We start from the raw sequence: 24,613 nt of genomic DNA, 5'->3' as shown, positions 1-24,613 counted from the left end.
GTGGCGAAGTCATCGCCATGGGTCAGGCTCAATGCGCACCAGATAACCTGGCTGCGTTCACTGGCCAGCCCCCAAGCCTCAGCGGTGAGTAGCCGGTTATCCAACCAGCTATCCAGAGCGTTTGGTGCCAGATGCTGTAATGCAACGGGGTGGTTGGCTTGCAGGCATGCATAGAGGCGGGATTTCAATTGCCAACGATAAGCCTGATCCAGCCCTTGTTGTTGTGCCTCGCCAAATGGATTGCATGGCGATGCAATGGCTCCGGGCCGGGCCGTCAAATACCTGCCAACCTGCGTCGGCTGGCTGCCAGGTTACCTGCGGTCGCACGATATGCCATTGGCTGATTGGGCCAAGCACGTGTATTGCGGTGTCACTGCCGAAACTGTTCAGCCAGAACCAGGCAACCAGTGGATCGGCATAGCGCAGCAGGTAGGCGCTACCCTGGGTATCGGTCACCTGATTGAACTGACGTAGATGGTCGGCTATCTGTGTCATGGGTGCAGGGCTGGTCAATATAGCCGCAGCCGCGTGCCATTCCGGCTCATCATCGACCTCCTGCCATAGTGTTGAGTCCTGATGCAGGCCGAGCAGGATGGGCCCCAGGTCAGCCAGATCCTGCCAAGGCGTGCCGGCGTAGAGCGGTTCTATTTGCAGTTCTTCATCACGCCGGTATAGGCGCTCCAGCGCTTGCTCATAACGCACACCATCCAGTAACAGATACCGTGTGCTCACGCGTCGCCCCCATTATTTGGGGTACAGATAGCGCACAACGGGGGCGCCAACGACAGTGCCTGCCGCTGCGCTGGTACCAATAGATTGCCGGAGAAAGCGTCAGGTGCTGCTGCGGTCTCCCCGGGTAGCGCCGGCGCCGCCCCACTCCCCTTACCCGCACTCCCACCCGAGTTCATCCGCACCTGCGGTCCGACCATCGATATCCCACTGGGGTCGATCTTGACGAAGCTGCCGCCGGCCTTGAAGGTGATCTCGCTGCCGGACTCGAGGACGACTTTCATGCCGCTGGACAGGTGGATTTCCTGACCGGCTTCGATGAACTGGCCGGTGCCAATCTTGATGTGCTGGTTGTTGGCAACGGTCAGGTGGTCGTCGGCCGTGATCTCGGTTTTGCGGTCGGCATGGGTGGTGCAGTGTTCTTCGGCCAGCAGCTCGGTGTAGCTGTTGGCTTCGACACGGTCGTGGCGCTCATTGCCAACGCGGATGTGCTGATCGTGCTGGATGTTCTGGTCCCAGTCGCGCTGGGCGTGGATGAATATCTGTTCTTCACCGGCCTTGTCTTCGATACGCAGTTCGTTGAAGCCGTCGCCGCCGGGGCTGCTGAGGGTTTTGAAGACGCTGCGGGTCTTGTGCTCCGGCAGGCTGTACGGGACCTGGTGGGTCTTGTGATACAGGCAGCCGGTGATCAGTGGTTGGTCGGGGTCGCCTTCGAGGAAGGTGATCAGCACTTCCATGCCGACTCTTGGGATGGCGATGCCGCCGTAGCGGTCGCCGGCCCAGTTGTTGGCGACGCGGAGCCAGCAACTGGTGTTTGCATCGGCCTGGCCTTGGCGGTCCCAATGGAATTGGACTTTGACGCGGCCGTACTCGTCGCAGTGGATTTCTTCGGTTTCGGGGCCGGTGACGACGGCGGTTTGGGTGCCGTTGATGGGGTGTTTGGGGTGGCTTATCTGAGGGCGGTGGATAACGTCCCACGGGGTGGCGGTGAAGGTGTTGCGGTAGCCCTGGGTGAAGTCATCCCCGGGGTTGGTGGCGCTGGTCACCGATTCTTCCAACACTTGGGGCTGTTTGCCTTCATGTTTGACGGCGGTTAATAGCCAAAGATCATTCCAGTCTGCTCTTGGGTGTTCGGTCAAAGCCAGAAAGTGGCCACTGATCAGGGTTGGCTGGTCGCTGTCGCCTTGCGCCACACGGTAGTCGCTGCGGTGGGCTTCGAGGGTTCTGGTGGCCAGATGTTGGCCGCGGGTGCGGTCTTGGAAGCGGCCGGGGTAGTCGTAGTATTCCAGTGCGGGCAGGGCTTCGCTTTGCGCTTTGCTTTCCATCAGCAGGCGCGGCTTCTCAAAGTTGTAGTCGCGGCGACTGACCTGGCTGGGGCGGGTTTGCAGGCGCAGGTTGAAGCGTTTGATGACCGGCTCGTCGGCGACCATGCCGCTGCCCTGGTTGAAGCGGGTCGGGGTCAGTTTGGGGAAGACGGTCTGGTCTTCGCCGAACACCAGCTGGTGGCCTTCGGGGCTGTGCTGGAAGTGGTAGTGGATGCCTTCTTCTTCACATAAACGCTGGATGAAGTGCAGGTCGGTTTCGTTGTACTGGGTGCAGTAGATCCGCTCGGGCCCGTCTTCGCGCAATTGGAAGCGGAACGAATCAGTGAAAATGCCGTGGCCCTTGAGCACCTCGGTGATGATCTGCGGCACAGTGCGGTGCTGGAAGATGCGCTGGTTGGTGGCGTGCTGCAGATAGGCCAGCCGGGGGACCAGGGTGATGCGATAGCGGGTCAGGCGTTTGCCGGATTCGCCCTGGGCGACGCTGTGGATCAGGCCGTGCACGCCCTGGTCCGGCCCGGCGTAACTGAGAAACGCCGGCTGATGCAGCAACCCTTCGATATCCAGGTCCGGTCGCTCACTGACCAGGTCCAGTTCGAAGCAATAAGGCTGGCTGATGGCTTCGGTGCCCTGGAAGGCCAGCACCTTGAAGTCGTGTTCCAGGTGCGGAATGGCGAGGCTGAAGTGCGCGGTATTGGCCGGGGCGAACATCCTGTATTCCCTTGTCTGACGAACAAAGCCGCCGTTATATCAGACCGCAGCCGTCAAGGCCGCCCTTGGGAAACAGGGTTGTGAGTCAGTTGGCAAAATACTGGCAAGCTATCGGAAAATCTCTTCGCGCAGTCAAGAACCAGCGCTACGCAGCTATGGGGTGGCTGCGGTAAACCAGGCTGGCCGGATATTCAGGCCAGCCTAACGCAGCAACCGCTCCACCGCCTTGGAGGCGGCCACCATGCCAAAGGTCGCGGTGACCATGGTCACGGAACCGAAGCCGCCGGAACAATCCAGCTTCACGCCCTCCCCGACAAAGGTCTTCTGCTGGCATACCGAGCCGTCCGGCTTGGGGTAGCGCAGTTGTTCGGTGGAATAGACGCAGGGCACGCCGAAGCTGCGCTTGCTGTCGGCCCGGGGGAAGTTGTGATCGCGCCGCAGCAGCGAGCGGGCCTTGGCTGCCAGTGGATCATTCACGGTTTTCGACAGGTCCGCGACCTTGATCATGGTCGGATCGATCTGACCACCAGCGCCGCCGGTGGTAACGATGCCGATCTTGCGCCGCCGGCACCAGGCGATCAGCGCGACCTTGGACGCCACACTGTCGATGCAATCCACTACGCAATCGATGTCATCGGTAATGTATTCAGCAAGGGTATCCGGCGTCACAAAGCCCATGATCGGGCGCACCTCGCAGGCCGGGTTGATGGCCTGCAAACGCTCCGCCATCACCTCGACCTTCAACCGGCCGATATTGCCTTTCATGGCGGGCAGCTGGCGATTGGTGTTGGTGACGCAGATGTCATCCATATCGATCAACGTGATGCGGCCCAGCCCGGTACGCGCCAGCGCTTCGGCGGCCCAACTGCCGACACCACCGATGCCGACCACCGCCACATGGCTGGCCTGCAGGCGAGCCAACGCCTCGGTACCATACAGCCGCGCTATACCGCCGAAACGGGGATCATCAATCGCCATGTACACCTCGCACAAATGAGACCGCGCAGTATAACGCATGGCCATAGTGGATATCCGCAGCTGGTCAATAAATCACCAGTTCCCGCAAGACCATCGTGAATGCGGCCTCGCTCCTTCTATCACAGGGTTATCCACAGATTCATCCACGCTAATTGTGCACAAGCTGGATGATCCTCCCGCGCCGCTGTGGGACAATCATCCGCTTGCCCGAGAGACCCAGCCATGTCAACCAGACCAAACCAGCGTCGCCCGCAGAAAACCGGCCTGCATCCGCGTAATCGCCACCAGGGCCATTACGATCTGGATGCGCTGGTCCGTACCTGCCCGGCGCTGAAGCCCCATATCATCAGGGCTGCGGATGGTTCATCCACGGTGGACTTCGCCGATACCCGAGCAGTGACGGTATTGAACAGCGCCTTGCTGCTGCATCAGTACGGCGTTCGCGACTGGACTATTCCCGATGGCTATCTCTGCCCGCCCGTGCCCGGCCGCGCCGACTATATTCACGCCCTGGCGGACTTGCTGGGTGAAAGTCATGACGGCAACATACCCACAGGCGAGCGACTCATGGGCCTGGACATCGGTACCGGCGCCAATCTGATCTATCCACTGCTCGGCCGGGTGGAATACCGCTGGCGCTTCGTCGGCGCTGATATCGATCCCCAGGCACTCGATAATGCGGCGCATATTCTGGCAGCCAATCCAGGGCTGGCGGCGGGTATCCAGTTGCGCCGCCAGACCGTGCCATCCCGGATATTCACCGGGCTGGTCGGCGCCGATGAGCAGTTTGACTTTACCCTGTGCAATCCGCCCTTCCATGGCAGTCAGGCCGAGGCCAGTGCCGGTAGCCAACGCAAATGGCGCAACCTCGGCAAGGACCGCTCCGGCAGGCAGCCGGCACTGAATTTCGGCGGCCAGGCCAACGAGCTGATGTGCGACGGTGGCGAGGCCGGGTTCCTGGCTCGCATGATCGATGAAAGTGCCGCCCTGGCCGGCCAGGTGTTCTGGTTCACCAGCCTGGTTTCCAAGGCTGCCAACCTGCCGGCGCTGCAGCAGCAGCTCGCCGCTTTACCTACCACGAACGTGCGCGTCATCCCCATGGCGCAAGGGCAAAAACACAGCCGATTGCTCGCCTGGACCTTCCTCGATAAGAAACAGCGACGCGCCTGGCGCAAAGCCCGCTGGGCTGAATCCACCGTCATCTGAGCTTTCCACCGCAGCCAAGCCGCACGTTTTTGTTGAACAGCCCCCACCCCCGGCGGTCAGAATCTCTGTACACACTGTGATTGCAACAGCCTCACACTGGTCGATTACAGCGCATTGGCAGCGCAATGCTCATGGCCCGGACCGGTCCAGCCAGTAAGAAAGCACAGTTCGTTTTCCGCAACCATTGTTGACGCAATGCATTCAATCTGGAGTCGGAACCATGTCAAATCACGCTCTGTTACACGTCCCCAAACATCTGATTGCCATCGCGACCATCGGCGCTGCAGCAGCGCTGGTTGGTTGTGCCAGCACCCCACCGCCAACCAGCCAGCTTGCCACCGCGCAGCAGGCGCTCAATGCCGCCGATACCGCGGAAAGCGCCCGCTACGCCCCGGTGGAGTTGCGCAAGGCACGGGAAAAGATGCTCCAGGCCGAACAGGCCAATGTGGCCGAAGAGTATGAGCGCGCTCGCTATCTTGCCGAACAAGCCGAATGGGATGCCCGCGTTGCTGAACGCAAGGCCGCGCGGAAAAGGCGTTGAAGGTCGTGGGAGAAGCCGAACGGGGCACCCAGGAACTGCGCGAAGAAACCCTGCGCGGCCTGCAGTGATTGCGGCCACCCTATCCAATTGCGAGGAGAAGACCCCATGCGTACTCAACTGACCATCCCTGCCTGCCTGGCTATGGGGCTGCTGTTGACGGCCTGTGCTTCCAATGAACTCAACCCCAATCTGGAACAGGCAAGACTGGACGTGACCGAGCTGCAGAATCATCCACAGTCACGGCAGCTCGCCGCCGTCGAAACCGAAGATGCGCGCGACGCACTCGGCCGCGCCGAGCTCGCCCAGAAGGAAGGTGCCGAGCCCCACGAAATCGACCACCTGGCCTACCTGACCGAGCGGCGGGTCGAGCTGGCACGCCAGACCATAGCGTTGCGTTCAGCCGAACAAGAACTCGAAGGAGTATCCGAGAAACGGGCCCGCACCCGCCTGGAGGCGCGCGATGCGCAGATCCGCAAGTTGCAGGAAGAGCTGAACGCCAAACAGACCGACCGTGGTTCGGTGGTAACCTTCAGCAACGTATTGTTCGATCTGGACAAGTCCGAGTTGAAACCGGCAGCCAACTCCAGTGTGCGCAAGCTTGCGCAATTCCTGCAGGAAAACGAGCAACGCAAGGTGCTGATCGAAGGCTTCACTGACAGCACCGGCCCCGATGCCTACAACCTGACATTGTCCCAGGCCAGGGCAGACTCGGTACGCCGCGCACTGGTACAGGAGGGCGTCGATGCCAGCCGTATCCAGACCGTGGGGCTGGGTGAAGCTCACCCGGTATCGGACAACAACACGCCGGCTTCCCGGGCGATGAACCGCCGGGTTGAAGTCACCATTTCCCATGACGCGCAACAAGTGCCCGCGCGTTGACATCCATCGGGGGCCGCGTTCGGTAATTGACCGACGCGAGCCGCCCTGCTCTTCAATCAGAGGACTCCTACCATGCTTCACCTGACCACACCCAAGAATGTAGACGGCGCAGAGCGCGCCGCCTCGATCATCGGTGGCCTCGCGCTGCTGGGCAATGGCTTGCGCACCGGCGGCCTGACTGGCGTGCTACAGATGGCTCTGGGCGGTATGGCCATTTTCCGTGGCGCCACTGGCCACTGCGAACTCAAGCGCATACTGGACGAGAACAAGCACGATTCGGCCAATATCCAGCGCTACAGTCACATGCCCCTGGATTCGGAAACCCACAGCCCGGACTTCCGCAGCCAGACCGCTTTGCCGGACAGCACACCGATGGGCCACGAAACCCATCCGGCCAAGCCGTAGCCCGGGTCCGCGACCGACACGAGAGCGTGGTGCTACTCAACTCTGCTATCATGACGGCCGATTTCAGACCCGGCCAGCGACCATGACCACCACGCTCTCCCCTACCCTTGCCCTCGCCTGCGAGCTGATTGCCCGCGATTCCACCACCCCGGACGATGCCGGTTGCCAGCAGTTGATGGGCAATCGTCTGGCCGCCTGTGGTTTCACCCTGGAGTCCCTGCGTTTCGGTGAGGTAGACAATCTCTGGGCACGCCGCGGCACCCAATCGCCAGTGCTCTGCTTCGCCGGCCATACCGATGTGGTACCCAGCGGCCCGCTGGAGCAATGGGACAATCCGCCCTTCGAGCCAATCATGCGCGATGGCATGCTGTATGGGCGTGGCGCAGCGGATATGAAAGGCAGCCTGGCGGCGATGGTGGTGGCTGTGGAACGCTTTGTCGCCGCCCACCCCGACCACCGCGGCTCGATTGCCTTCCTGATCACCAGCGATGAAGAAGGCCCAGCGACCGAGGGCACCGTCAAGGTGGTACAGACTCTGGTCGACCGGGACGAAAAGGTGGACTGGTGCATCGTCGGCGAGCCTTCCAGCACTGAGCAGGTGGGTGACGTGGTCAAGAATGGCCGCCGTGGCTCGTTGAACGCCCGCCTGTTGATCAAGGGCAAACAGGGCCATGTCGCCTATCCACATCTGGCACGCAACCCCATCCACCTGGCCGCACCGGCTTTGGCAGAGCTCGCAGCCGAGACCTGGGATCAGGGCAACGCCTTCTTTCCGCCTACCAGTTTCCAGATTTCTAATATCCACTCCGGCACGGGTGCCACCAATGTGGTACCGGGCGAGCTGGAAGCGCTGATCAACTTCCGCTTCTCCACCGAGTCCACGGTAGCCGGGCTGCAGCAACGGGTCGTCGACATTCTCGACCGCCACGGCCTGGACCACGAGCTGGAATGGACCCTGTCCGGCCAGCCCTTTCTTACCGAACCCGGCGAATTGCTGGATGGTGTGGCTGCGGCAATCCGCCAGATCACCGGCCGTGAAACCCAGCCATCCACCTCTGGCGGAACGTCCGATGGGCGCTTCATTGCCACCATGGGTACCCAGGTGGTCGAACTCGGGCCGGTGAATGCGACCATTCACCAGTTGAACGAACATATCAACGCGGCTGATCTGGAAACGCTTACCGATATCTACCAGGCCACCCTGCAAGAGCTGCTCAGCTGATGCTGCAACTCATCTGCCCCCACTGCCACGAGGCGCTGCAGGTTACGGATCGCACCTGGGCCTGCGGTAATGGTCACAGTTACGACCAGGCCCGCCAGGGTTATCTCAATCTGTTGCTGGTGCAGCACAAGAACAGCCGTCAACCCGGTGACACCCCGGCCATGCTCGGTTGCCGCCAAGCCTTCCTCGACGGCGGTCATTACCAGCCGGTCAGCGACGAGATCAACCGGCTGTTCAGTGAGCAGGCACCTGCCGCCGTGCTGGATATGGGTTGCGGCGAAGGTTATTACACCGATCGTCTGGCCCGCGCCCTGCCGCAGGCCGACTGCGCCGGGCTGGATATCAGCAAGGACGCGGTGATCAAGGCCTGTCGACGCAATCGCGACATCCAGTGGCTGGTGGGCTCCAGCGCCCGTCTGCCGGTGGCCGACGCCAGCCTGGATGCCGCGCTGTGTGTATTCAGCCCCTGGTCCTGGGATGAATGCCTGCGGGTGCTACGGCCCGGCGGCCACCTCCTGTTGGTCGGCCCCCATGCCGATCATCTGCTGGCCCTGCGTGAAAAGCTGTACGACAGCATTCACCCCACCCCGGAGCTGATCAAGGTCTTGCCCGAGGGGCTGGAGATCGTCAATGACCAGGTCCTGCGCTATGCTCTGGATCTGGACCCCACCGCTCTGGATAACCTGATCGGCATGACGCCCCACGGCTTTCGCAGCCGCCCTGATCGCCAGCAGGCATTGCGCGACAGTGGCGTTGCCGGATTGGAAGTCGCCATGCGCATGGTCATGTTGCAACGTCACTGAGAGGAATTTGCGTGCGCCAACCGGATATCGAGATCTATCTGAAGGAAGAGTTTCTGGAGGAGCTGGGCACCTGGCTGGAGCAGCAGGTCGGCCGCCTCGACCTGGGCCCCTGGTCCGGCACCACTCGCCGTGGCACCCTGCATGGCGACGCTGCGATTCCACTGATGATAGTGCGCAAGGCGGCCGGCAAATGGGCGAGCATCTGGTTCGAGAGCGATCGCACTCCCTGGGCCACCGACCTCGAGTGCGCCCGCGCCATAGCTCACGGGCTCAACCGGGAAGTACGTTGCTCCATCGGCGGCTGGGAAGAGCAACATGGCGAAGCGGATGCCGACCGCTGGTACAAGGTAACCGTCGCTGGTGAAGAGGAATTCACCTGGGCGCTCAAGCCCTGAGCGCAGCGTCTGCCCAGATCAATTGCAGAGGAGCCCGCCCATGAGCGAACCCATGACCCTGGCCTGCCCACATTGCCATCGCCGCAACCGTCTGCCTGCCGAACGGCTTGATCAGGCGCCCCGCTGCGGAGCCTGCAAGGAAGCGCTGTTCAGCGGCGCCCCGGTAGATCTGGGTGGCGCCAATTTCAATGCCCATGCCAATGCCGATCTGCCCCTGGTAGTGGACTTCTGGGCCAGTTGGTGTGGGCCCTGCCAGCAATTCGCACCGGTGTTCGCCCAGGCCGCAGGCAATATCGAACCCCGCGCCCGCCTGGCCAAGGTCGACACCGAAGCTGCCCAGGAGCTGGCGGCACGCTTCGCTATTCGCAGCATCCCGACATTGCTGATCATGCACCGTGGCAAGGAAGTGGCCCGCCTCAATGGCGCGCTGCCGCCGTCGGATTTTCAGCGCTGGCTGGATGGCAATCTGCCAAGCGCCTGATTACGCGGAATCAGCGAGTGAGAGCCTGGGCTGAGCCCACCAGTAATTCCAGGTCATGGCCTTCGGGCACGCAACAGGGATGGGCATTGAAGCTGCGCGCCAGCCCAGCCAGCGCCGGGGAAAAATAGACTGTGACCTGACACTGCAGGCCATCGAGACGGTGACGGCTGAAAACAGCTGCACCCGGTGGAGCTTCGGCCGGATGCAGCTGCCGGAAGGCGTCTTCGATATCGCTCAGCGGGACAGTAGCCAACAGGCCGTCGCCCAGCGCCAGACAATACCAGGACGATCTCGCCTCGGCGACGTTCAAAGGGCGGCTACATCCTCTGCCTGCAAGCCCTTCTGCCCCTGAGTGACATCGAACTCCACCTTCTGGCCTTCGACCAGAGTGCGGTGCCCTTCGCCGCGAATGGCACGGAAGTGCACAAACACATCCGGCCCCGAGTCACGCTGAATGAAGCCAAAACCCTTGGCATCGTTGAACCACTTAACCGTACCGGTTTGCCGATCAGACATTCCCACAATCTCCACATCACCAATGACCCACCACCCGGGAAGTCCGGAGTGGCGATAACGACACTCCGTTCAACCTTGATTCGGTAGCTGGTGCGAACCTGACGCGGCGTCGCTCCTATGAAGGGACTCGCCGTACAACCGGACGCGCCCCAGTTTGGAATACTGTTTATAGAGGCCGTGACTCGATTCTAGCCAAACATGACCGACCTGCAAGGGAGATTGTGCTACGGGGAACGTACGATATCGGCCTGCCGCTTGTTGAGGTTCTCCACCTGACCGATACCGATCTGATAGGCCCAGCGCGAATCGGCATTAACCTGCAATGGGTCTTCCTCAGCCTCGGCTGCAGTGTAGTTGTCGATCACCAGCCAGTAGCGCCCCTCGATGTCATGCAGCGAAGCCATCAGCTCGGCGCCGGCCCAGGTGGTTACCTGCATCCGCAGCATGGGCTCGGCCAAGGCGATATCTTCACGCAGCGCCACGTTTTGCGCCGTCAGGTTGATCAGCGCCAATACCATACTGTTGATCCAGCGCTCGTTGCCGCTCTGCTGATCAGCTTCCAGGCCGACCATGCGCAGGTTGTAATCCCCCTCAGCGCGCTTGTCGAGCTCCAGGGTTTCGCCGTCGGCATGAGTCCAGCGGGCCGTCGCGACCTGCTGCATGGGAATATCGACGACCTTCAGCGCCAGCCAATCGAGCGGGCTGACCGAGATGCTCAGCGGCCGGTTGAGCAGCAGCACCTGATCATTGTCAATGAAACGCACCAGTTGCCCGTTGCCCACCCGGTCGCCATAGATCACTCCGAAATCCAGCTCCGGGGTGTGCAGGTCGACCTGCAGCGCTTCGCTGTCCGCAGCCACCTCCAGCCCCAGACGCGCGTGATGCTCGGGATTGCTGGTCTTTTCCTCGACTACCCGGGCGCCGCGCAGAGCGTGCAGCAACGCCGCCAGGCGTTCTTGCTGGACCGGGAAGCCGGCGTGGCTGACGACACCCCAGGTGTCATCATGCCGTGCCAGCTCGACCCGCCCTTCGCCCCGCGTCAGGCTGATACGCTCCAGCGCGGGCAACTGCTTCTCCTGCATCGGCGACAGCAGATCGCGGCTGGACAGGTCGGCGACCCGGTCCTGACCGCGCATATTCAGCGCCAGCGCCACCAGTATCGCTGTGAGTACCACCGTGAAGATCAAAGGTTTGTTACGCATGACTATCCTCCTCAGACCGCGCGACGGCGGGCGCGGCCAACCAGCCACCACAGCAGCACACCAAGAGTCAGCAGAGCCGGTACCAAGGCGACATTGATCATCTTGAGCTGATTGCCCAGGCGCTCGATATCTGCGTTCAACTCATAGCGCACGTCGCGCAGCTGCTTGCGGATCGCCAGCTTCTCATCGAGAAAACCCTGGATCGCCTGCTCCTGCTCAGCGCTCAGTTCGGTCAGCTGCGATGGGTCTTGACCCTGCTGCAACTCACGCAGGCGCTGCTCGGTCTGTTCCAGCTGCTGTTGCAGGCGCTGCTCGCTGGCGCGGTAGCGGCGCTCGGCCTTGCGCTGCAGATCCTCCACCACGGTGAACGGCCGGCTGAAATCGCCCCGCGAGCGCACGCTGATCAGCGCCTCGGAACCGGACAGGTTATCCAGCGCGTTGATCAGCAGGCCGCCATTGTCAGCCCAGGGCTGAGGAACACGCTGGCCGAAGAAGTCCTGCACCTGCACCCACATGCGGTCGGTGAGCAGGTCGGTGTCGGCAATCAGCAGCACGTTGATGTTGTCCGCTTCGGTCAGTTCCACGTCACGACCTTCCAGGCCATCCGGAAAGGCCGTGCTGGCCGGGCCCTGCAACCGAGCCGCGAAATGATAGACCTGATCATCCGCCTGGAAGCCGTTAAGCAGCACTTCCGGGTCCTGCATGCGGCTGAAGCGGCTGCTGGGTACCAGCGCACTGTTGGCACTGCTCGACAGCAGCGGCAGGAACTGCGTGCTCGCCCCTTCCAGCGGCTGCAGCGCGCCGGCGGTAGCAATAGTCAGCAGTTGCAACGGCGCGGTGACGGTGTCGTCGCGGCTCATGAACTGCGGCTCAACCTCCAGCCAGCCAATATGCCGCGCCGGCAATTGTCCCTGACCGCGGCTGACCGACATGCCCAGGCGGGCATCGAGCACCACCTGTTCCGGGTTGTAACCCACGCCCCAGGCCTTCAGCAGCGGGCCAAGATCAGATGATTTACCGTCGGCCATGCCATCCATCATGGCTTCCATGCTCTGGTCCGCTTCGGCCAGCGGATCGATGAAGGCCAGCAGTTTGCCGCCGCGCAGCACGAACTGATCGACGGCCAACAATGCCGCCTCGCTCAGGGTCTTGGGATGCACCAGCAACAGGACCTCGATCTCCTCCGGCACGGTATCGATGTCGGCCTCCAGCTCCTGCAAGCTGAACATCTGCTGCATCTGCTCGAAAGCGACCCAGGGCGCGCCGGGCTGGCCGCTCATCGGATTCATGCCGCCGGCCATGGGCAAACCGGAAATCAGCCCGATCTGCGGCTTTTCCGGTTGCGCCAGGCTGTTGATCAGCCGGCTCAGTTCATATTCCAACAGTCCTTCCTGCTCCAGGGCGAAGAACGGGATGATTTCCCGCTGGGCCAGTTCGTTGGTGCCGGCCAGACCAAAGTACAGCTGATCGCCACTCTGGGTCAGCGGCACGGCCTGCAGGCCAAATTCGGCGGCACGGTCCTCGGCCTCGGAGAAGGGCTGCGGATCGATGATCTGCAGTTTCAGTTTACCGCCAGCCACGCGCTCGTATTCGCGGAGCATTTCCTCGACCCGGCGGGCGTAGTTGCGCAGCACCACCATGTCCTTGCTGGCACGGTCGGAGAAGAAGAAGTACAGCGTGATCGGCTCATCCAGCTCTTCCAGAATCTCCCGCGTACCATCGGAGATGGTGAACAGCTTCTGTTCGGTCAGATCGAGTCGGGCGCCGGGCAGCAATACCCCGGTAGCCATGTTGAAGGCGATGAAGGCCAGCAGAAGTACCAGCAGCCCGGTACCTGAATACATCAGTCGTTTCATTGTTGTTCTCCCTTGCCTCAATCGGCCTTTTTCAGGTCGATGACGATCGCGGTGGCCAGCAGCCAGGCCGCCATCAGCGATATGAAATACAGCAGGTCACGCAGATCCAGCACGCCCTTGCTGATGGCATCGAAGCGAATCAGGAAACTGAGTGAGGCAATGGCATCCAGCAGCCACTGGGGAGCCCAGCCGCTGAACAAATCCAGCACCAGCGGAAAGCCGCTGACGATGAACACGAAACAGGCCACCACGCTGAGAATGAAGGCAATCACCTGGTTCTTGGTCAATGCCGACATGCACGAGCCGATGGCCAGGTAGCCGCCAGCCAGCAGCCAACTGCCCAGGTAGCCGGTGAAGATGGCGCCGTTATCCGGCGAGCCCAGGTAGTTGACCGTGATGATGATCGGAAATGTCAGTACCAGGGCGATACCGACGAACACCCAGGCGGCCAGGAACTTGCCCAGCACCATGTCGGTACGCGATACCGGCAAGGTCATCAGCAATTCGATGGTGCCGGACTTGCGCTCCTCGGCCCATAGCCGCATGGCCACCGCCGGCACCAGAAACAGGTACAACCATGGATGGAAATTGAAGAAGGGGATCAGATCCGCCTGGCCGCCTTCGTAGAAGCCACCCAGATAGAAGGTGAAGACCGCCGACAGCACCAGAAAGATGACGATGAAGATATAGGCCAGCGGGGTGGCGAAATAGCTACCCAGCTCACGCTTGAAAATCACACCAAGACTACTCATGCGGCCTCCTCCGCGGTCAGGCGGCGGAAGACATCGTCCAGACGTCCCCGCTCCACCGACAGTTCCTTGACCTGCCACTGTTGCTGACGCGCATATTCGCCCACCGCCGGGAAAATCACCGCATCCGGCTCGGCAATCACTGTCAGTTGGTGCCCATCATGATCGACTTCGACCTCTTTCACCCCCGGCAGCGCCAGCAATGGCTGGCTGTCCACTGGCTGCTGCAACAGCACGGTCACCGCCTGATGGTACTTCGAGCGGGCTTCCAGCTCGTCGGGCGTCCCGTCGGCCAGCAACCGGCCACGGGCAATCACCACCGCGCGGCTGCATACGGCACTGACTTCTTCGAGGATGTGCGTGGAGATCACCACGATCTTGTTGCTGTCGCTGGCCAGTTGCTGGATCAGTTGCCGCACCTGGTGTTTCTGGTTGGGGTCGAGCCCGTCGGTGGGCTCATCGAGAATCAGCACCTTTGGGTCATGCAGAATCGCCTGGGCCAGACCGACCCGGCGCTTGAAACCCTTGGACAGGGTATCGATGCTCTGCCCGAGTACCCCCTGCAATTCCACCTGCTCGACCGCGCGCGCGACATGGCGCTGCTTGTCAGCGCCGCGCAATCCGCGAACCTCGGCAATGAATTCGAGAAAGCCTTTCACCCGCATGTCGCCATAACAGGGTGCGCCTTCGGGCAGATAGCCCATCTGCTGCTGGGCCTGAAGAATCTGGGTACGGATATCGAACCCGCAGATGGAGGCACTGCCACCGTCCGGCGTGAGAAAGCCGGTGAGCATCTTCATGGTGGTGGACTTGCCGGCACCGTTCGGGCCGAGAAAGCCCAGGACTTCCCCCGGTTTTACCTCAAAGGACAGATTGTCCACGGCGACGTGGTCGCCAAAGCGTTTGGTCAGGCTGTTTATCTTTATCATGGCCTCTTCCATTTCCCCCCGGAATACTGGCGCGTCGCAATCAGGCGCGTGCCGCAAAGCGCAAGGATACATTGATTACCAGCGCACGGGAAAAGGACATTTCAGGCCTGCACTGGTTCCGCAGATACCGGTCCATCACCAGAGCCAATAGGTGTTCCTGTGGCGAGCAAATTATCCTGCCGTTTACTGATATGGGCATATCCCTGCGGCGTTTCAAGACCCGGCTATACAGCGGCGAATGTAACAAAGTATTGAAAAACGGTAGAATCGCCGCTCGTTGCCTGTCATTTCAGAGATTGCCCATGCCATCAGCCCAACCCTCCCTGTTCAGCCGCCTGCGTTTCGGCCTGATGCGCCGCCTGTTGTACCTGTGGGCCCGCTCGGAGAGCATCGGCAATCCGCTGGCGAAGATCGCTCCGGCCAGTGGCGAGCCGATTCTCTATGTGCTGCCCGGGCGATCCTATTCCGATCTGCTGGTATTGGATCAGGAATGCCGACGGGCCGGCCTGCCGCGGCCGGTCATGCCGCCGAGCGGTGCGCTGGAGGAAGAGTCCGCCTACTTCCATCTCACCAGCGAACTGGCCTGGAGCGGGCGCCCCGACCCGCGCAAGCGTTCGCCGCGGTTGCTGCGCGCCCTCACCGCGGTGGAATTGCGGGTCACTCCCGAGGTGAAGATAGTCCCGGTCAGCGTATTCTGGGGCCTGTCGCCGGATGCTGAATCATCGCCGTTGAAGCTGCTGTTCGCACATAACTGGGGGGTGGGCGGCAAACTGCGCAAATTACTGGCGATCCTGGTACATGGCCGCAAGATCCGCGTCAGCTTCGGCGAGCCGCTGTCGCTGCGGGAACTGGCCGATGAAAACCTTGGCCACAACCGCAACCTGCGCAAGGTCAGCCGCCTGTTGCGCGTGCACTTCAAGCACCAGCGCGGCGCTGTGGTCGGCCCCGACCTGTCCCACCGTCGCACGCTACTGAAAGGACTGATGCACGGGCCACTGGTACGCGCGGCCATCGCCCGCGAGGCGGTCGAGCAGAACATCAGCGAAGAGCGCGCCCGCCAGCGTGCCGCCCGCTATGCCGACGAGATCGCCTCGGACTTCACCTACAGCATCATCCGCTTTCTGGAAATCGTCCTGTCCTGGTTCTGGAACAAGCTGTATGACGGCATCAAGGTCAACAATCTGGAAAACGTGCAGGACATCGCCCGCGGCAATGAAATCATCTATGTGCCCTGTCATCGCAGCCATATCGACTATCTGCTGCTGTCCTACCTGCTGGTCCGCAGCAGTCTGACCCCGCCGCACATCGCTGCCGGCATCAATCTCAACATGCCGGTGATCGGCAGCATTCTGCGCCGTGGCGGTGCCTTCTTCATGCGTCGCAGCTTTCGCGGCAACCAGCTGTACACCGCGGTATTCAATGAGTACCTGCATACCCTGTTCAGCCGTGGGTTCCCGGTCGAGTACTTCATCGAGGGCGGGCGCTCGCGCACCGGCCGCCTGCTCGACCCCAAGACCGGCATGCTGGCGATTACCCTGCGCAGCTACCTGCGCTCATCCCGCCGGCCCATCGTGTTCATGCCGGTGTACATCGGTTACGAGCGGGTGCTGGAAGGTCGTACCTACCTGGGCGAGCTGCGCGGCAAGGAAAAGAAGAAGGAGTCCTTCTTCGATCTGTTCCGGGTACTGTCCGCTCTCAAGCTGCGCTTCGGCGAAGTGGCACTCAACTTCGGCAGCCCAGTGGCGCTGAATGATTTTCTCGATCAGCGCCAGCCCGATTGGCGTGATCAGCACAACGCCCCCGAATACAAACCAGACTGGCTACCGGATGTGACCAACCAGTTGGCACGGACCCTCGGCGGGGCGATCAACGCGGCGGCGGATGCCAACCCGGTCAACCTGGTGGCGCTGGCCATGCTCTCGACCCGGCGTCTGGCATTGGATGAGGCGACGCTGTCCCGCACTCTGGACACCTTCACCGGCCTGCTGGGTGATGTGCCCTACAGCGCCAATGTCACCTTGCCGACGCTCGCTGGCGCCGAGCAGATCAGCCATGTGGAAGCCATGGGCATGATAGGTCGCCAGTCCGATGCGCTGGGTGAGATCCTGTTTCTCGACGAACCCCAAGCGGTGCTGATGACCTGGTATCGCAATAACATTCTGCACCTGGTGGCGTTACCAGCGCTGATCGCCTGCCTGTTCCTCAACAACGCACGCATGAGTCGTGAGCAGATCGAGCGGCTGGTCAGCGCGCTCTATCCCTATCTGCAAGGCGAGCTGTTTCTGCACTGGCGTGAAGAGGAGTTGCCGGAGATCATCAGCCGCTACGTGGACGGCCTGGTCGGGCGTGGCCTGCTGCGCGAGGAGAACGAGCAGATCCACCGTCCGGATACCGCCTCCGGCGAGTTCGTGCTGCTCACCCTGCTGGCTCGCAGCATCATCCAGATGCTGGAACGCTTCTACATGGCTGCGGCGCTGCTGCTGAACAACCCCAACGGCAGCCTCACCGCCGAGCAGCTGGAGGGGCTGTGCACCGTCATGGCCCAGCGCCTGTCGATCCTGCATGGACTCAACGCCCCGGAGTTCTTCGACAAGACCCTGTTCCGCCAATTCATCCAACGGTTGCAGACCTTCGAGGTACTGAGCACCGACAACGAAGGTCGGTTGCATTACCAACCGGAGCTGGAAGATATCGCCGAGAGCACCGCCAAACGCGTCCTCAGTGCCGAAATCCGCCTGTCCATCCGCCAAGTGGCCCGCAGCGCAGGGTAGCCCCCCGTGTGCGCTGCCCCATACCGTCATCTACAGAAACCGCTTACTCCAGTTTCTTCTTGCCGTAGATATCATAGCGGCTCGATTGGCCGCTCAATTGGGCACTGGGGGGCGGGCCATCGATGGCCGGTGCCTTGCGCGGGCGTTTGACGGCGACGCGGTGGCTGGCCAGTTGCAGCGCAGCGGCCAGTAGTGCCGGGGCATCGAGGTCGTCGCCAGCCAGCGGGCGGAACAGGCGCATCTCCTTTTTCACCAATGCCGACTTGTCCCGGTGCGGAAACATCGGGTCCAAGTGAATGACCTGGGGCACTGCTGCTGACCAGTTAGCCATGGCCTCGATGGCGTCAGCCTGCAGCAATTGCATGCGCGCGGCGATCTCAGCCACCTCACCTCCCGCCTGACGGGCACGCTGCAGGCCGTCCTCGAGCAGCGCGGCAATGATCGGCTGGCGTTCAATCAGCGTCACTTCACACCCCAACGCGGCCAGCACAAAGGCATCACGCCCCAGGCCAGCGGTGGCATCCAGCACTGTCGGCCGCACCGCGCCACGCAGCCCCACCGCCTTGGCGACCATCTGCCCTGCCCCGCCACCAAATAGCCGACGATGGGCCAGAGCGCCCTCGACAAAGTCCACCCGCACCGCGCCCGGGGCATCGGCAGCGGTGGCCTGCAAGCTGAGGCCATCGCTGCCGACCTGCAAGAGCAATTCTGCCTGGCTGCTGCCGGCTGGCAGCACCGGCAATTGCAGGTGCATCGCCAATGCCTGCGCTGGCTGCTCCAGTTCCGGCGACAGCCAGCAAACCGCCACGCGGCAAGGTGAGTCAGTCATGGATAGAGTCCGAATTCCTGAACGGCAAAATGGCCGGGTAGTTTACCGCAACCCCGGCGGCGGATCAGAACAGTCCGCCCTGCTGCGGCGATTCCAGCAATTGCTGCTCGCCCGGCCAGGCGGGCATGGGCGGCAGCTCAGGCAGCTGTTCCTGCAAGCGCGCATGAAATAGCCGTGCCAGCTCGGGCGCCAGGCAATTATCCGGGGTGTGCATGAATAGGATCGGGCTGCGGCCTTCATTCAGCCATTGCGCGCACTTGGCAAGCCAGGGCTCCAGCCAGCGCAGACTCTGTTGATTATCCATGCCGCCGATGAAACGCACCGTCGGCGTCTGTGCCAGGGCAACGGCGTGAACCGGTAGCCGTGGCTTGCGGCGCTGGGCATCCAGGGTCGCCGGATCAGTGGCGGTGCTGACGAACAGGCCGCGACTATCGAACATGACCCGCTCGATGCCCCGTTCATGCAGCAGGCGGTTGAGCTGCCGCTCGTTGTCATCCTTGCGAAAGAAATCCGGATGGCGAACCTCGACAGCGTAGCGATAGTGCGTCGGCAGCGCATCGAGAAAGCGGATCAGTTGTTCCAGCTGCTGCGGCCCGACACGCGCCGGCAGTTGCAGCCAGATCGGCCCCAGCCGCTGCTCCAGAGGTGCCATACGCTGGAAAAACTGCAACAGATCGATATTCCGCGGGTCCAGTTGATCACCATGACTGACCTCCCGGGGCAACTTGGCACAGAAATGGAAATCCGCCGGCAGCAGCTCAGCCCAACGCGCCACGACCTCGGGCGCGGGCAAGGCATAGAAGGTGGTATTGCCCTCGACAGCGGAAAACACCCGGGAATACTCGTATAGCCGCTGGTCGGCATCGGCGCCGCTGGAATACAGCGCACCTCGCCAGGCCGGTTCGGCCCATAACGGGCAACCAAGAATCAAGCGGGGAGCGACATCAGACATGCATACGGACTTCAGACAAACAGATCGACACCAAAGAAGCCATCGGCTTCGGCATCCGGCAGGCTGGCCATGGCCTGATAACTGGCCAGTGCCTGATTGGCATGGCCATGCACCGGCTGCGTCGCGCCCTGGCGGGCGGGAATATACTCACCTGTGGCGCCGGGCTGCTGCACCACTGGCGCACGGACCTTGACCGGCGGTGGCGCAGTCGCCGGCTGAGCACTGGGCACCATGTTGTCCGCCGCAGGCGCAGCAGGACGCGACGGCTTTACCGGCAGCGCAGAAGCTGGATTGTAACCGTCCAGACGCATGATGGATGATCAACTCCACAGGTAATACAGAAGACCAAGGTTAATCCTGGTTATCCCAAAAGGCAAAATCACCCGACCTTCGGTGTGGCAACCTTGTCCCGCAGATAAACCGGCTGGGCATCCGCGGCGTCCAGTACCTGTCCGGCGCGCCAGGCGGGCAACGCCAGGCTGATCAGGTCAGTGGCATCGGGCAACATCTGCGGCCAGCTGCGCTGCACCGGCACCGCCAGGCGCTCGGCATACTGCCAGCCGGTGCCGGCACCCACCGGGGTGGTCAACTCGGGCGCCAGATCAACCTGTTCCGGCGCGCATACCCGCTCAGCACCGGCCAGCGTCATGACCCCATCGACCAGGTGATAGCAGCCCCAGTAGACCTCATCCATGCGCGCATCGATAGCGGCACAGACCTGCTCGGCACCCTGTTCGCGCCAGGCCCGTTGGGCCAGCGCCGCCAGGTTGGAAATGCCGATCACCGGTTTGCCAATGGCAAAGGCCAGCCCCTGCACCATGCCGGTGGCGATACGTACGCCGGTGAAGGCACCGGGGCCGCGGCCGAATACCAGCGCATCGACCTGCGCCAGCGTAATACCCGCCTCGGCCAACAGCTCGTCGATCATCGGCAGCAATAACTGAGCATGCATGCGCGGCGCCACCTCGACACGATGGAACAGGCGCCCTTCATGCAGCAAGGCGGCGGAACAGGCTTCGGTGGCGGTATCCAGGGCAAGCAGAGTGGCAGTCATCGGATCATCACGGTGGGAGCAAAAAGGCGATTGTAACAAACGACAAGGCCCGTGCGGCAAAAGCCAACACGGGCCTGGTATGCAGTGCGAGGCAATCAGCTCAGGGCAGCAAGAACCCGGCTGGTGATTTCCTCGACTGTGCCGACGCCTTCCACGCGGGAGCACTTGGGCGTGCCCTTGGCTTCGGACAGACCGCGGTAGAACTGGACCAGCGGCTGGGTCTGGGTGTGATACACCTGCAGACGCTTGCGCACGGTTTCTTCCTGGTCGTCTTCACGCTGGATCAGCGCTTCACCGGTGACGTCATCCTTGCCGGTTTCGCGCGGCGGATTGTGCTCGAGATGGTAGACGCGGCCGGATCCGGGATGCACGCGGCGACCGGAGATGCGGCCAACGATTTCCTCGTCGTCCACGGCGATTTCCAATACGTGGTCGATGTCGATACCCGCCTCGACCAGGGCTTCAGCCTGAGGAATGGTGCGTGGGAAACCATCGAACAGGAAACCATTGGCACAATCGCCATGGGTGATGCGCTCGTTGATCAGGCCGATGATCAGGTCATCCGATACCAGCCCACCACTGTCCATGACTTCCTTGACCTGCAGGCCCAACTCGGTGCCCGCCTTGACTGCTGCACGCAGCATGTCGCCGGTGGAAATCTGCGGAATACCGAACCGCTGACAAATGAACTGGGCCTGTGTGCCCTTGCCCGCGCCTGGGGCACCCAAAAGGATGACGCGCATGTTGAACTCCTCAATCTGACTGAAACCGGGGCCGCCCACGATTGCAATCGGAGGCTGGCATGCTCCACCGAGTGGTGGAAACAGAGAATGCGATACCGTTTCGCAAAACGAAAAGGGGGTTCAACATACACGCAGAGCTGGTTATGCACAAGCCGGTTGCGCTTTGTCAATGGCGCACCGCCATTCTCTGTAGCGCTGGCCCGGCCTGACCCAAGCTCAGGTTTCGATGGCCGCCGCGACATCATGTCGCGGCGGGATAAGCGCAGATCTGTACCTTATAATCCCTCATCCTTGGCATCGTCCCAGAGTGCATCCAGCCGCTCCAGTGGGGTATCGGCAAAGCGCTCGCCAGCGGCGGTGAGCTGCTGTTCGATGTAGCGCAGGCGCCGCTCGAACTTCTCGTTGCCGCCACGCAGGGCGGTTTCCGCATCGACCTTCAAGTGCCGAGCCAGATTGACCATGGCGAACAACAGATCGCCCAGCTCCTCTTCGACGGCGTCGTGTTCGCGCCGGCCGATGGCCTCCCGCACCTCATCCAGTTCCTCGGCAATCTTGTCGATCACTGGAGTCACCTGAGGCCAGTCGAAACCCGCAGCTGCGGCGCGCTTCTGCAGTTTCTGCGCCCGAGTCAGCGCCGGCAAGGCGCGCGGCACGTCCTCCAGCAACGATAGCTGCTCCGGCGCGCCGCTCTTCTCGGCCCGCTCCTCGGCCTTGATCTGCTCCCAGCGTTCCTTGATCTGTTGCTCTTCCAGACGCAACGTGCCCGGCGGGGTGCGCAGATTGCCATCCGGGAACACATGGGGGTGGCGTCGCACCAGCTTGCGGGTAATGCCGTCCACCACGTCATTCCAGTCGAAATGCCCGGCTTCGCGACCCAATTGCGCGTAGTACACGACCTGAAACAGCAGATCGCCGACTTCCCCGGCCAACTGGCCGTAATCTTCCTCGGCAATGGCATCAGCCACTTCATAGGCCTCTTCCAGGGTATGCGGCGCGATACTGGCGAAGGATTGCTTGAGGTCCCAGGGGCAGCCGTGCTGGGGGTCACGCAGGCGTTCCATCAGATACAGCAGATCATCCAGTTGATAACTCATGCACGCCGCTCCTGGCGGTTACGCCGCACTTCGAAGACGTTCGGCAACTGGCCAATCCGCGCCAGCAGGCGACCCAGCAGGTGCAGGTTGGGAATCTCGATGGTCAACAGCATGCTGGCGTAATTGTCATCCTTGTTGGTGTGCGTGCTGACTTCCAACACGTTGAGCTTCTCGTTGGCCAGCAGTTGGGACACATCACGCAGCAGGCCGGAGCGATCATAGGCCTTGATGAAGATTTCCACCGGGTAGGTCTGCACCGGCTCGCCGCCCCAGCTGACTTCGATCAGCCGCTCGGATTCACGGTCCTGCAATTGCATGGCGGTGGCGCAGTCGGCGCGGTGCACGGTCACACCGCGGCCAACGGTGATATAGCCGATGATGGGGTCACCCGGCACCGGCTGGCAGCAGCCGGCCAACTGCGTCAGGAGATTGCCCACGCCCTGGATATGCACGTCGCCGCGCCGCCCAGGCTTGCTCGGGCGGCGCGGGATGAGATCCAACTGCTCACTGTGGCGGTCCGGCTCGACCAGTTGGTGGGCAACGTTGACCACATGGGCCATGCGGATGTCACCCGAGCCGACCGCGGCGAACAGATCTTCCTGGCTGCGGATGCCCAGGCGCTCGATCAGCTTGGCATAGTCGGCGCCGTTGAGCGCCATGCGGGTCAGCTCGCGCTCCAGCATGATCTTGCCGGCCTGCACGTTCTGCTCGCGATCCTGCTGCTTGAACCAGTGCTGGATCTTGGCCCGCGCCCGTGAGGTGTGCACATAACCCAGGTTGGCGTTCAACCAGTCACGACTCGGCCCGCCGGCCTTGCCGGTGATGATCTCGACCTGCTCACCGGTCTGCAGCACATAGGTCAAAGGCACGATGCGGCCATTGACCTTGGCACCCCGGCAATGGTGACCGACTTCGGTATGCACGCGGTAGGCAAAGTCCAACGGCGTCGCGCCCTTGGGCACATCCAGTACGTGGCCATCGGGGGTGAACAGATAGATGCGATCCGGCTCGAAGTCGACGCGCAACTGTTCGGCCAGACCACCGATATCGCCCATTTCCTCGTGCCATTCCAGCACCTGCCGCAGCCAGGCGATCTTGTCTTCGTAGGCTGTGGAGTTGCTGTCCACATCGGTGCCCTTGTAACGCCAGTGCGCACAGACGCCCAGCTCCGCCTCCTCATGCATGGCATGGGTACGGATCTGTACTTCCAGCGCCTTGCCGCCGGGGCCGATTACAGCGGTATGCAGCGAACGGTAGCCGTTCTCCTTGGGGTTGGCGATATAGTCGTCGAACTCATTGGGAATATGGCGCCACAGACTGTGCACTATGCCCAGCGCGGTATAGCAGTCACGCACCTGCGGGACCAGCACCCGCACCGCCCGCACGTCATAGACCTGGCTGAAATCAATGCCCTTCTTCTGCATCTTCCGCCAGATCGAATAGATATGCTTGACCCGCCCGGAGATATCACCCTCGATGCCCGCGTCTTCCAGCTCGCTACGCAGCTGGGCCATGACCGATTCGATGTATTCCTGGCGATCCAGCCGCCGCTCGTCCAGCAGTTGGGCTATCTGCTTGTATTTGTGCGGCTCCAGGTAGCGGAAGGACAGATCCTCCAGCTCCCATTTGATGTGACCGATGCCCAGGCGATGGGCCAGCGGCGCATAGATGTCGAACACCTCCCGCGCCACCCGGTAGCGCTTCGCGTCGTCGGCATCCTTGACCGCGCGGATGGCGCAGGTACGTTCGGCCAGCTTGATCAGGGCGACGCGTACGTCGTCGATCATGGTGACCAACATCTTGCGCAGGTTTTCCACCTGGGATTGGGTATTGAAGGTATTGGCCTTGGGCGGGTTCTGCGACACGCTGATCGCCGCCATGCGCTGCACGCCGTCGACCAATGCCGCGACGTTGGGGCCGAGGCAACGCTCGACTTCCGCCAGCTCGGTCTTGCGCTCGCGCACCGCTCGATAGATGACCGCCGCTACCAGCGAATCCTGGTCCAGCTTGAGGTCGGCCAGGATCTCGGCCATTTCCAGGCCGGTACGATAACTGCTGGCACCGTTGGCCCAACGGTGCTCGGTACGGGCGGCCGCCTCCTCCAGCTCACCGGCCCATTCACAGGCCTGCCTGAGTATCTGGGGCTCGGGCAGCGGCACACGCTCCTGGATCCGCTCGATCCAGGCATCGAGATTGACAGTCCCATCCTGATTGATCGGATGATCTGCTCTGACTTGTACCATTAC

Annotated in this window: 25 protein-coding genes; 9 read left to right on the top strand and 16 right to left on the bottom strand. The window is 62.0% G+C overall.

The features are described 5' to 3' along the window. Nucleotides 1–108 precede the first annotated feature (108 nt). The 3 genes from QAO71_RS03970 to tcdA all read right to left on the bottom strand — a co-directional run bounded on the left by QAO71_RS03970 (nt 109) and on the right by tcdA (nt 3,740). A complete protein-coding gene (locus tag QAO71_RS03970) occupies nt 109–732 on the bottom strand; it encodes a DUF4123 domain-containing protein (protein WP_280165288.1) in 624 nt (207 codons plus the stop codon). Beyond that, complete coding sequence (locus tag QAO71_RS03965) at nt 729–2,762, bottom strand: type VI secretion system tip protein VgrG (RefSeq protein WP_280165287.1); 2,034 nt, start codon at nt 2,760–2,762, stop codon at nt 729–731. Before QAO71_RS03965 ends, QAO71_RS03970 begins: the two co-directional genes overlap by 4 nt. 201 nt (nt 2,763–2,963) lie before the next feature. Continuing rightward, a complete protein-coding gene (gene tcdA / locus QAO71_RS03960) occupies nt 2,964–3,740 on the bottom strand; it encodes a tRNA cyclic N6-threonylcarbamoyladenosine(37) synthase TcdA (RefSeq protein WP_036990906.1) in 777 nt (258 codons plus the stop codon). Between the two features lie 222 nt (nt 3,741–3,962). Between tcdA and rlmF the strand changes: the two genes are divergently transcribed. The 8 genes from rlmF (at nt 3,963) to trxC (ending at nt 9,672) form a co-directional block, all read left to right on the top strand. Then, nucleotides 3,963–4,946 (top strand): 23S rRNA (adenine(1618)-N(6))-methyltransferase RlmF, encoded by a 984-nt coding sequence (gene rlmF, locus QAO71_RS03955; protein ID WP_280165286.1) that lies wholly within the window; start codon nt 3,963–3,965, stop codon nt 4,944–4,946. Nucleotides 4,947–5,166: 220 nt separating this feature from the next. Beyond that, nucleotides 5,167–5,487, top strand: a complete 321-nt coding sequence (locus QAO71_RS03950; protein ID WP_280165285.1) for a DUF4398 domain-containing protein — start codon at nt 5,167–5,169, stop codon at nt 5,485–5,487. Nucleotides 5,488–5,592: 105 nt separating this feature from the next. Next, complete coding sequence (locus QAO71_RS03945) at nt 5,593–6,366, top strand: OmpA family protein (protein WP_036990911.1); 774 nt, start codon at nt 5,593–5,595, stop codon at nt 6,364–6,366. Between the two features lie 72 nt (nt 6,367–6,438). Then, nucleotides 6,439–6,771, top strand: coding sequence for a YgaP-like transmembrane domain (locus tag QAO71_RS03940; protein WP_036990912.1), 333 nt, complete (start codon nt 6,439–6,441; stop codon nt 6,769–6,771). Nucleotides 6,772–6,853: 82 nt separating this feature from the next. Then, nucleotides 6,854–7,993: a succinyl-diaminopimelate desuccinylase gene (gene dapE / locus QAO71_RS03935; protein WP_036990913.1), complete on the top strand. Its 1,140-nt coding sequence runs from the start codon at nt 6,854–6,856 to the stop codon at nt 7,991–7,993. Continuing rightward, entirely contained in the window at nt 7,993–8,796 is an 804-nt protein-coding gene (locus QAO71_RS03930) for a putative RNA methyltransferase (protein WP_051611084.1), read from the top strand. Before dapE ends, QAO71_RS03930 begins: the two co-directional genes overlap by 1 nt. 11 nt (nt 8,797–8,807) lie before the next feature. Then, a complete protein-coding gene (locus QAO71_RS03925; protein WP_036990914.1) occupies nt 8,808–9,191 on the top strand; it encodes a hypothetical protein in 384 nt (127 codons plus the stop codon). Between the two features lie 40 nt (nt 9,192–9,231). Then, nucleotides 9,232–9,672 (top strand): thioredoxin TrxC, encoded by a 441-nt coding sequence (trxC, locus tag QAO71_RS03920; protein ID WP_177173407.1) that lies wholly within the window; start codon nt 9,232–9,234, stop codon nt 9,670–9,672. 10 nt (nt 9,673–9,682) lie between these two features. Here trxC and QAO71_RS03915 read toward each other — a convergent pair whose 3' ends face one another. From QAO71_RS03915 to QAO71_RS03890, 6 genes are all read right to left on the bottom strand, one after another. Further along, the gene (locus QAO71_RS03915; RefSeq protein ID WP_074780933.1) at nt 9,683–9,982 is read right to left on the bottom strand and encodes a hypothetical protein; all 300 of its coding nucleotides are present in this window, start codon (nt 9,980–9,982) and stop codon (nt 9,683–9,685) included. Continuing rightward, nucleotides 9,979–10,188 (bottom strand): cold-shock protein, encoded by a 210-nt coding sequence (locus QAO71_RS03910; RefSeq protein ID WP_036990917.1) that lies wholly within the window; start codon nt 10,186–10,188, stop codon nt 9,979–9,981. Before QAO71_RS03910 ends, QAO71_RS03915 begins: the two co-directional genes overlap by 4 nt. Before the next feature lie 224 nt (nt 10,189–10,412). Further along, nucleotides 10,413–11,390: a DUF4340 domain-containing protein gene (locus QAO71_RS03905; protein WP_036990919.1), complete on the bottom strand. Its 978-nt coding sequence runs from the start codon at nt 11,388–11,390 to the stop codon at nt 10,413–10,415. A gap of 11 nt (nt 11,391–11,401) precedes the next feature. Next, on the bottom strand, nt 11,402–13,246 hold the full coding sequence (locus QAO71_RS03900) for a Gldg family protein (RefSeq protein WP_280165284.1): 1,845 nt from the start codon (nt 13,244–13,246) through the stop codon (nt 11,402–11,404). 17 nt (nt 13,247–13,263) lie between these two features. Continuing rightward, the gene (locus QAO71_RS03895; RefSeq protein ID WP_036990926.1) at nt 13,264–13,998 is read right to left on the bottom strand and encodes an ABC transporter permease subunit; all 735 of its coding nucleotides are present in this window, start codon (nt 13,996–13,998) and stop codon (nt 13,264–13,266) included. Further along, nucleotides 13,995–14,924 carry an ATP-binding cassette domain-containing protein gene (locus QAO71_RS03890; protein ID WP_136869127.1) on the bottom strand — a complete coding sequence of 310 codons (930 nt, stop codon included), beginning with the start codon at nt 14,922–14,924 and terminating at the stop codon, nt 13,995–13,997. The genes QAO71_RS03895 and QAO71_RS03890 overlap by 4 nt, the downstream gene beginning before the upstream one ends. A 302-nt stretch (nt 14,925–15,226) precedes the next feature. Here QAO71_RS03890 and plsB point away from each other — a divergent pair, with 302 nt between their 5' ends. Further along, on the top strand, nt 15,227–17,695 hold the full coding sequence (plsB, locus tag QAO71_RS03885; protein WP_036990931.1) for a glycerol-3-phosphate 1-O-acyltransferase PlsB: 2,469 nt from the start codon (nt 15,227–15,229) through the stop codon (nt 17,693–17,695). Nucleotides 17,696–17,738: 43 nt separating this feature from the next. Here the strand turns inward: plsB and QAO71_RS03880 are convergent, their stop codons facing one another. The 7 genes from QAO71_RS03880 to relA form a co-directional block, all read right to left on the bottom strand. Further along, complete coding sequence (locus tag QAO71_RS03880) at nt 17,739–18,524, bottom strand: class I SAM-dependent methyltransferase (protein WP_036990933.1); 786 nt, start codon at nt 18,522–18,524, stop codon at nt 17,739–17,741. Nucleotides 18,525–18,588: 64 nt separating this feature from the next. After that, nucleotides 18,589–19,476, bottom strand: coding sequence for a DUF72 domain-containing protein (locus QAO71_RS03875; protein ID WP_280165282.1), 888 nt, complete (start codon nt 19,474–19,476; stop codon nt 18,589–18,591). An 11-nt stretch (nt 19,477–19,487) separates the two neighbouring features. Further along, nucleotides 19,488–19,787, bottom strand: a complete 300-nt coding sequence (locus tag QAO71_RS03870) for a hypothetical protein (protein ID WP_036990935.1) — start codon at nt 19,785–19,787, stop codon at nt 19,488–19,490. Nucleotides 19,788–19,855: 68 nt separating this feature from the next. After that, entirely contained in the window at nt 19,856–20,530 is a 675-nt protein-coding gene (tsaB, locus tag QAO71_RS03865) for a tRNA (adenosine(37)-N6)-threonylcarbamoyltransferase complex dimerization subunit type 1 TsaB (RefSeq protein WP_280165281.1), read from the bottom strand. Nucleotides 20,531–20,625: 95 nt separating this feature from the next. Continuing rightward, nucleotides 20,626–21,273, bottom strand: coding sequence for an adenylate kinase (gene adk / locus QAO71_RS03860; protein ID WP_036991240.1), 648 nt, complete (start codon nt 21,271–21,273; stop codon nt 20,626–20,628). A gap of 275 nt (nt 21,274–21,548) precedes the next feature. After that, nucleotides 21,549–22,367 carry a nucleoside triphosphate pyrophosphohydrolase gene (gene mazG / locus QAO71_RS03855; protein ID WP_036990939.1) on the bottom strand — a complete coding sequence of 273 codons (819 nt, stop codon included), beginning with the start codon at nt 22,365–22,367 and terminating at the stop codon, nt 21,549–21,551. After that, nucleotides 22,364–24,610, bottom strand: coding sequence for a GTP diphosphokinase (gene relA, locus QAO71_RS03850; protein ID WP_036990941.1), 2,247 nt, complete (start codon nt 24,608–24,610; stop codon nt 22,364–22,366). The genes mazG and relA overlap by 4 nt, the downstream gene beginning before the upstream one ends. Between the last annotated feature and the right edge of the window lie 3 nt (nt 24,611–24,613).

This window comes from Halopseudomonas sp. SMJS2 (assembly GCF_029866945.1).
GTDB lineage: Bacteria > Pseudomonadota > Gammaproteobacteria > Pseudomonadales > Pseudomonadaceae > Halopseudomonas > Halopseudomonas bauzanensis.
This window is presented reverse-complemented; position numbering and strand designations above follow the sequence as displayed.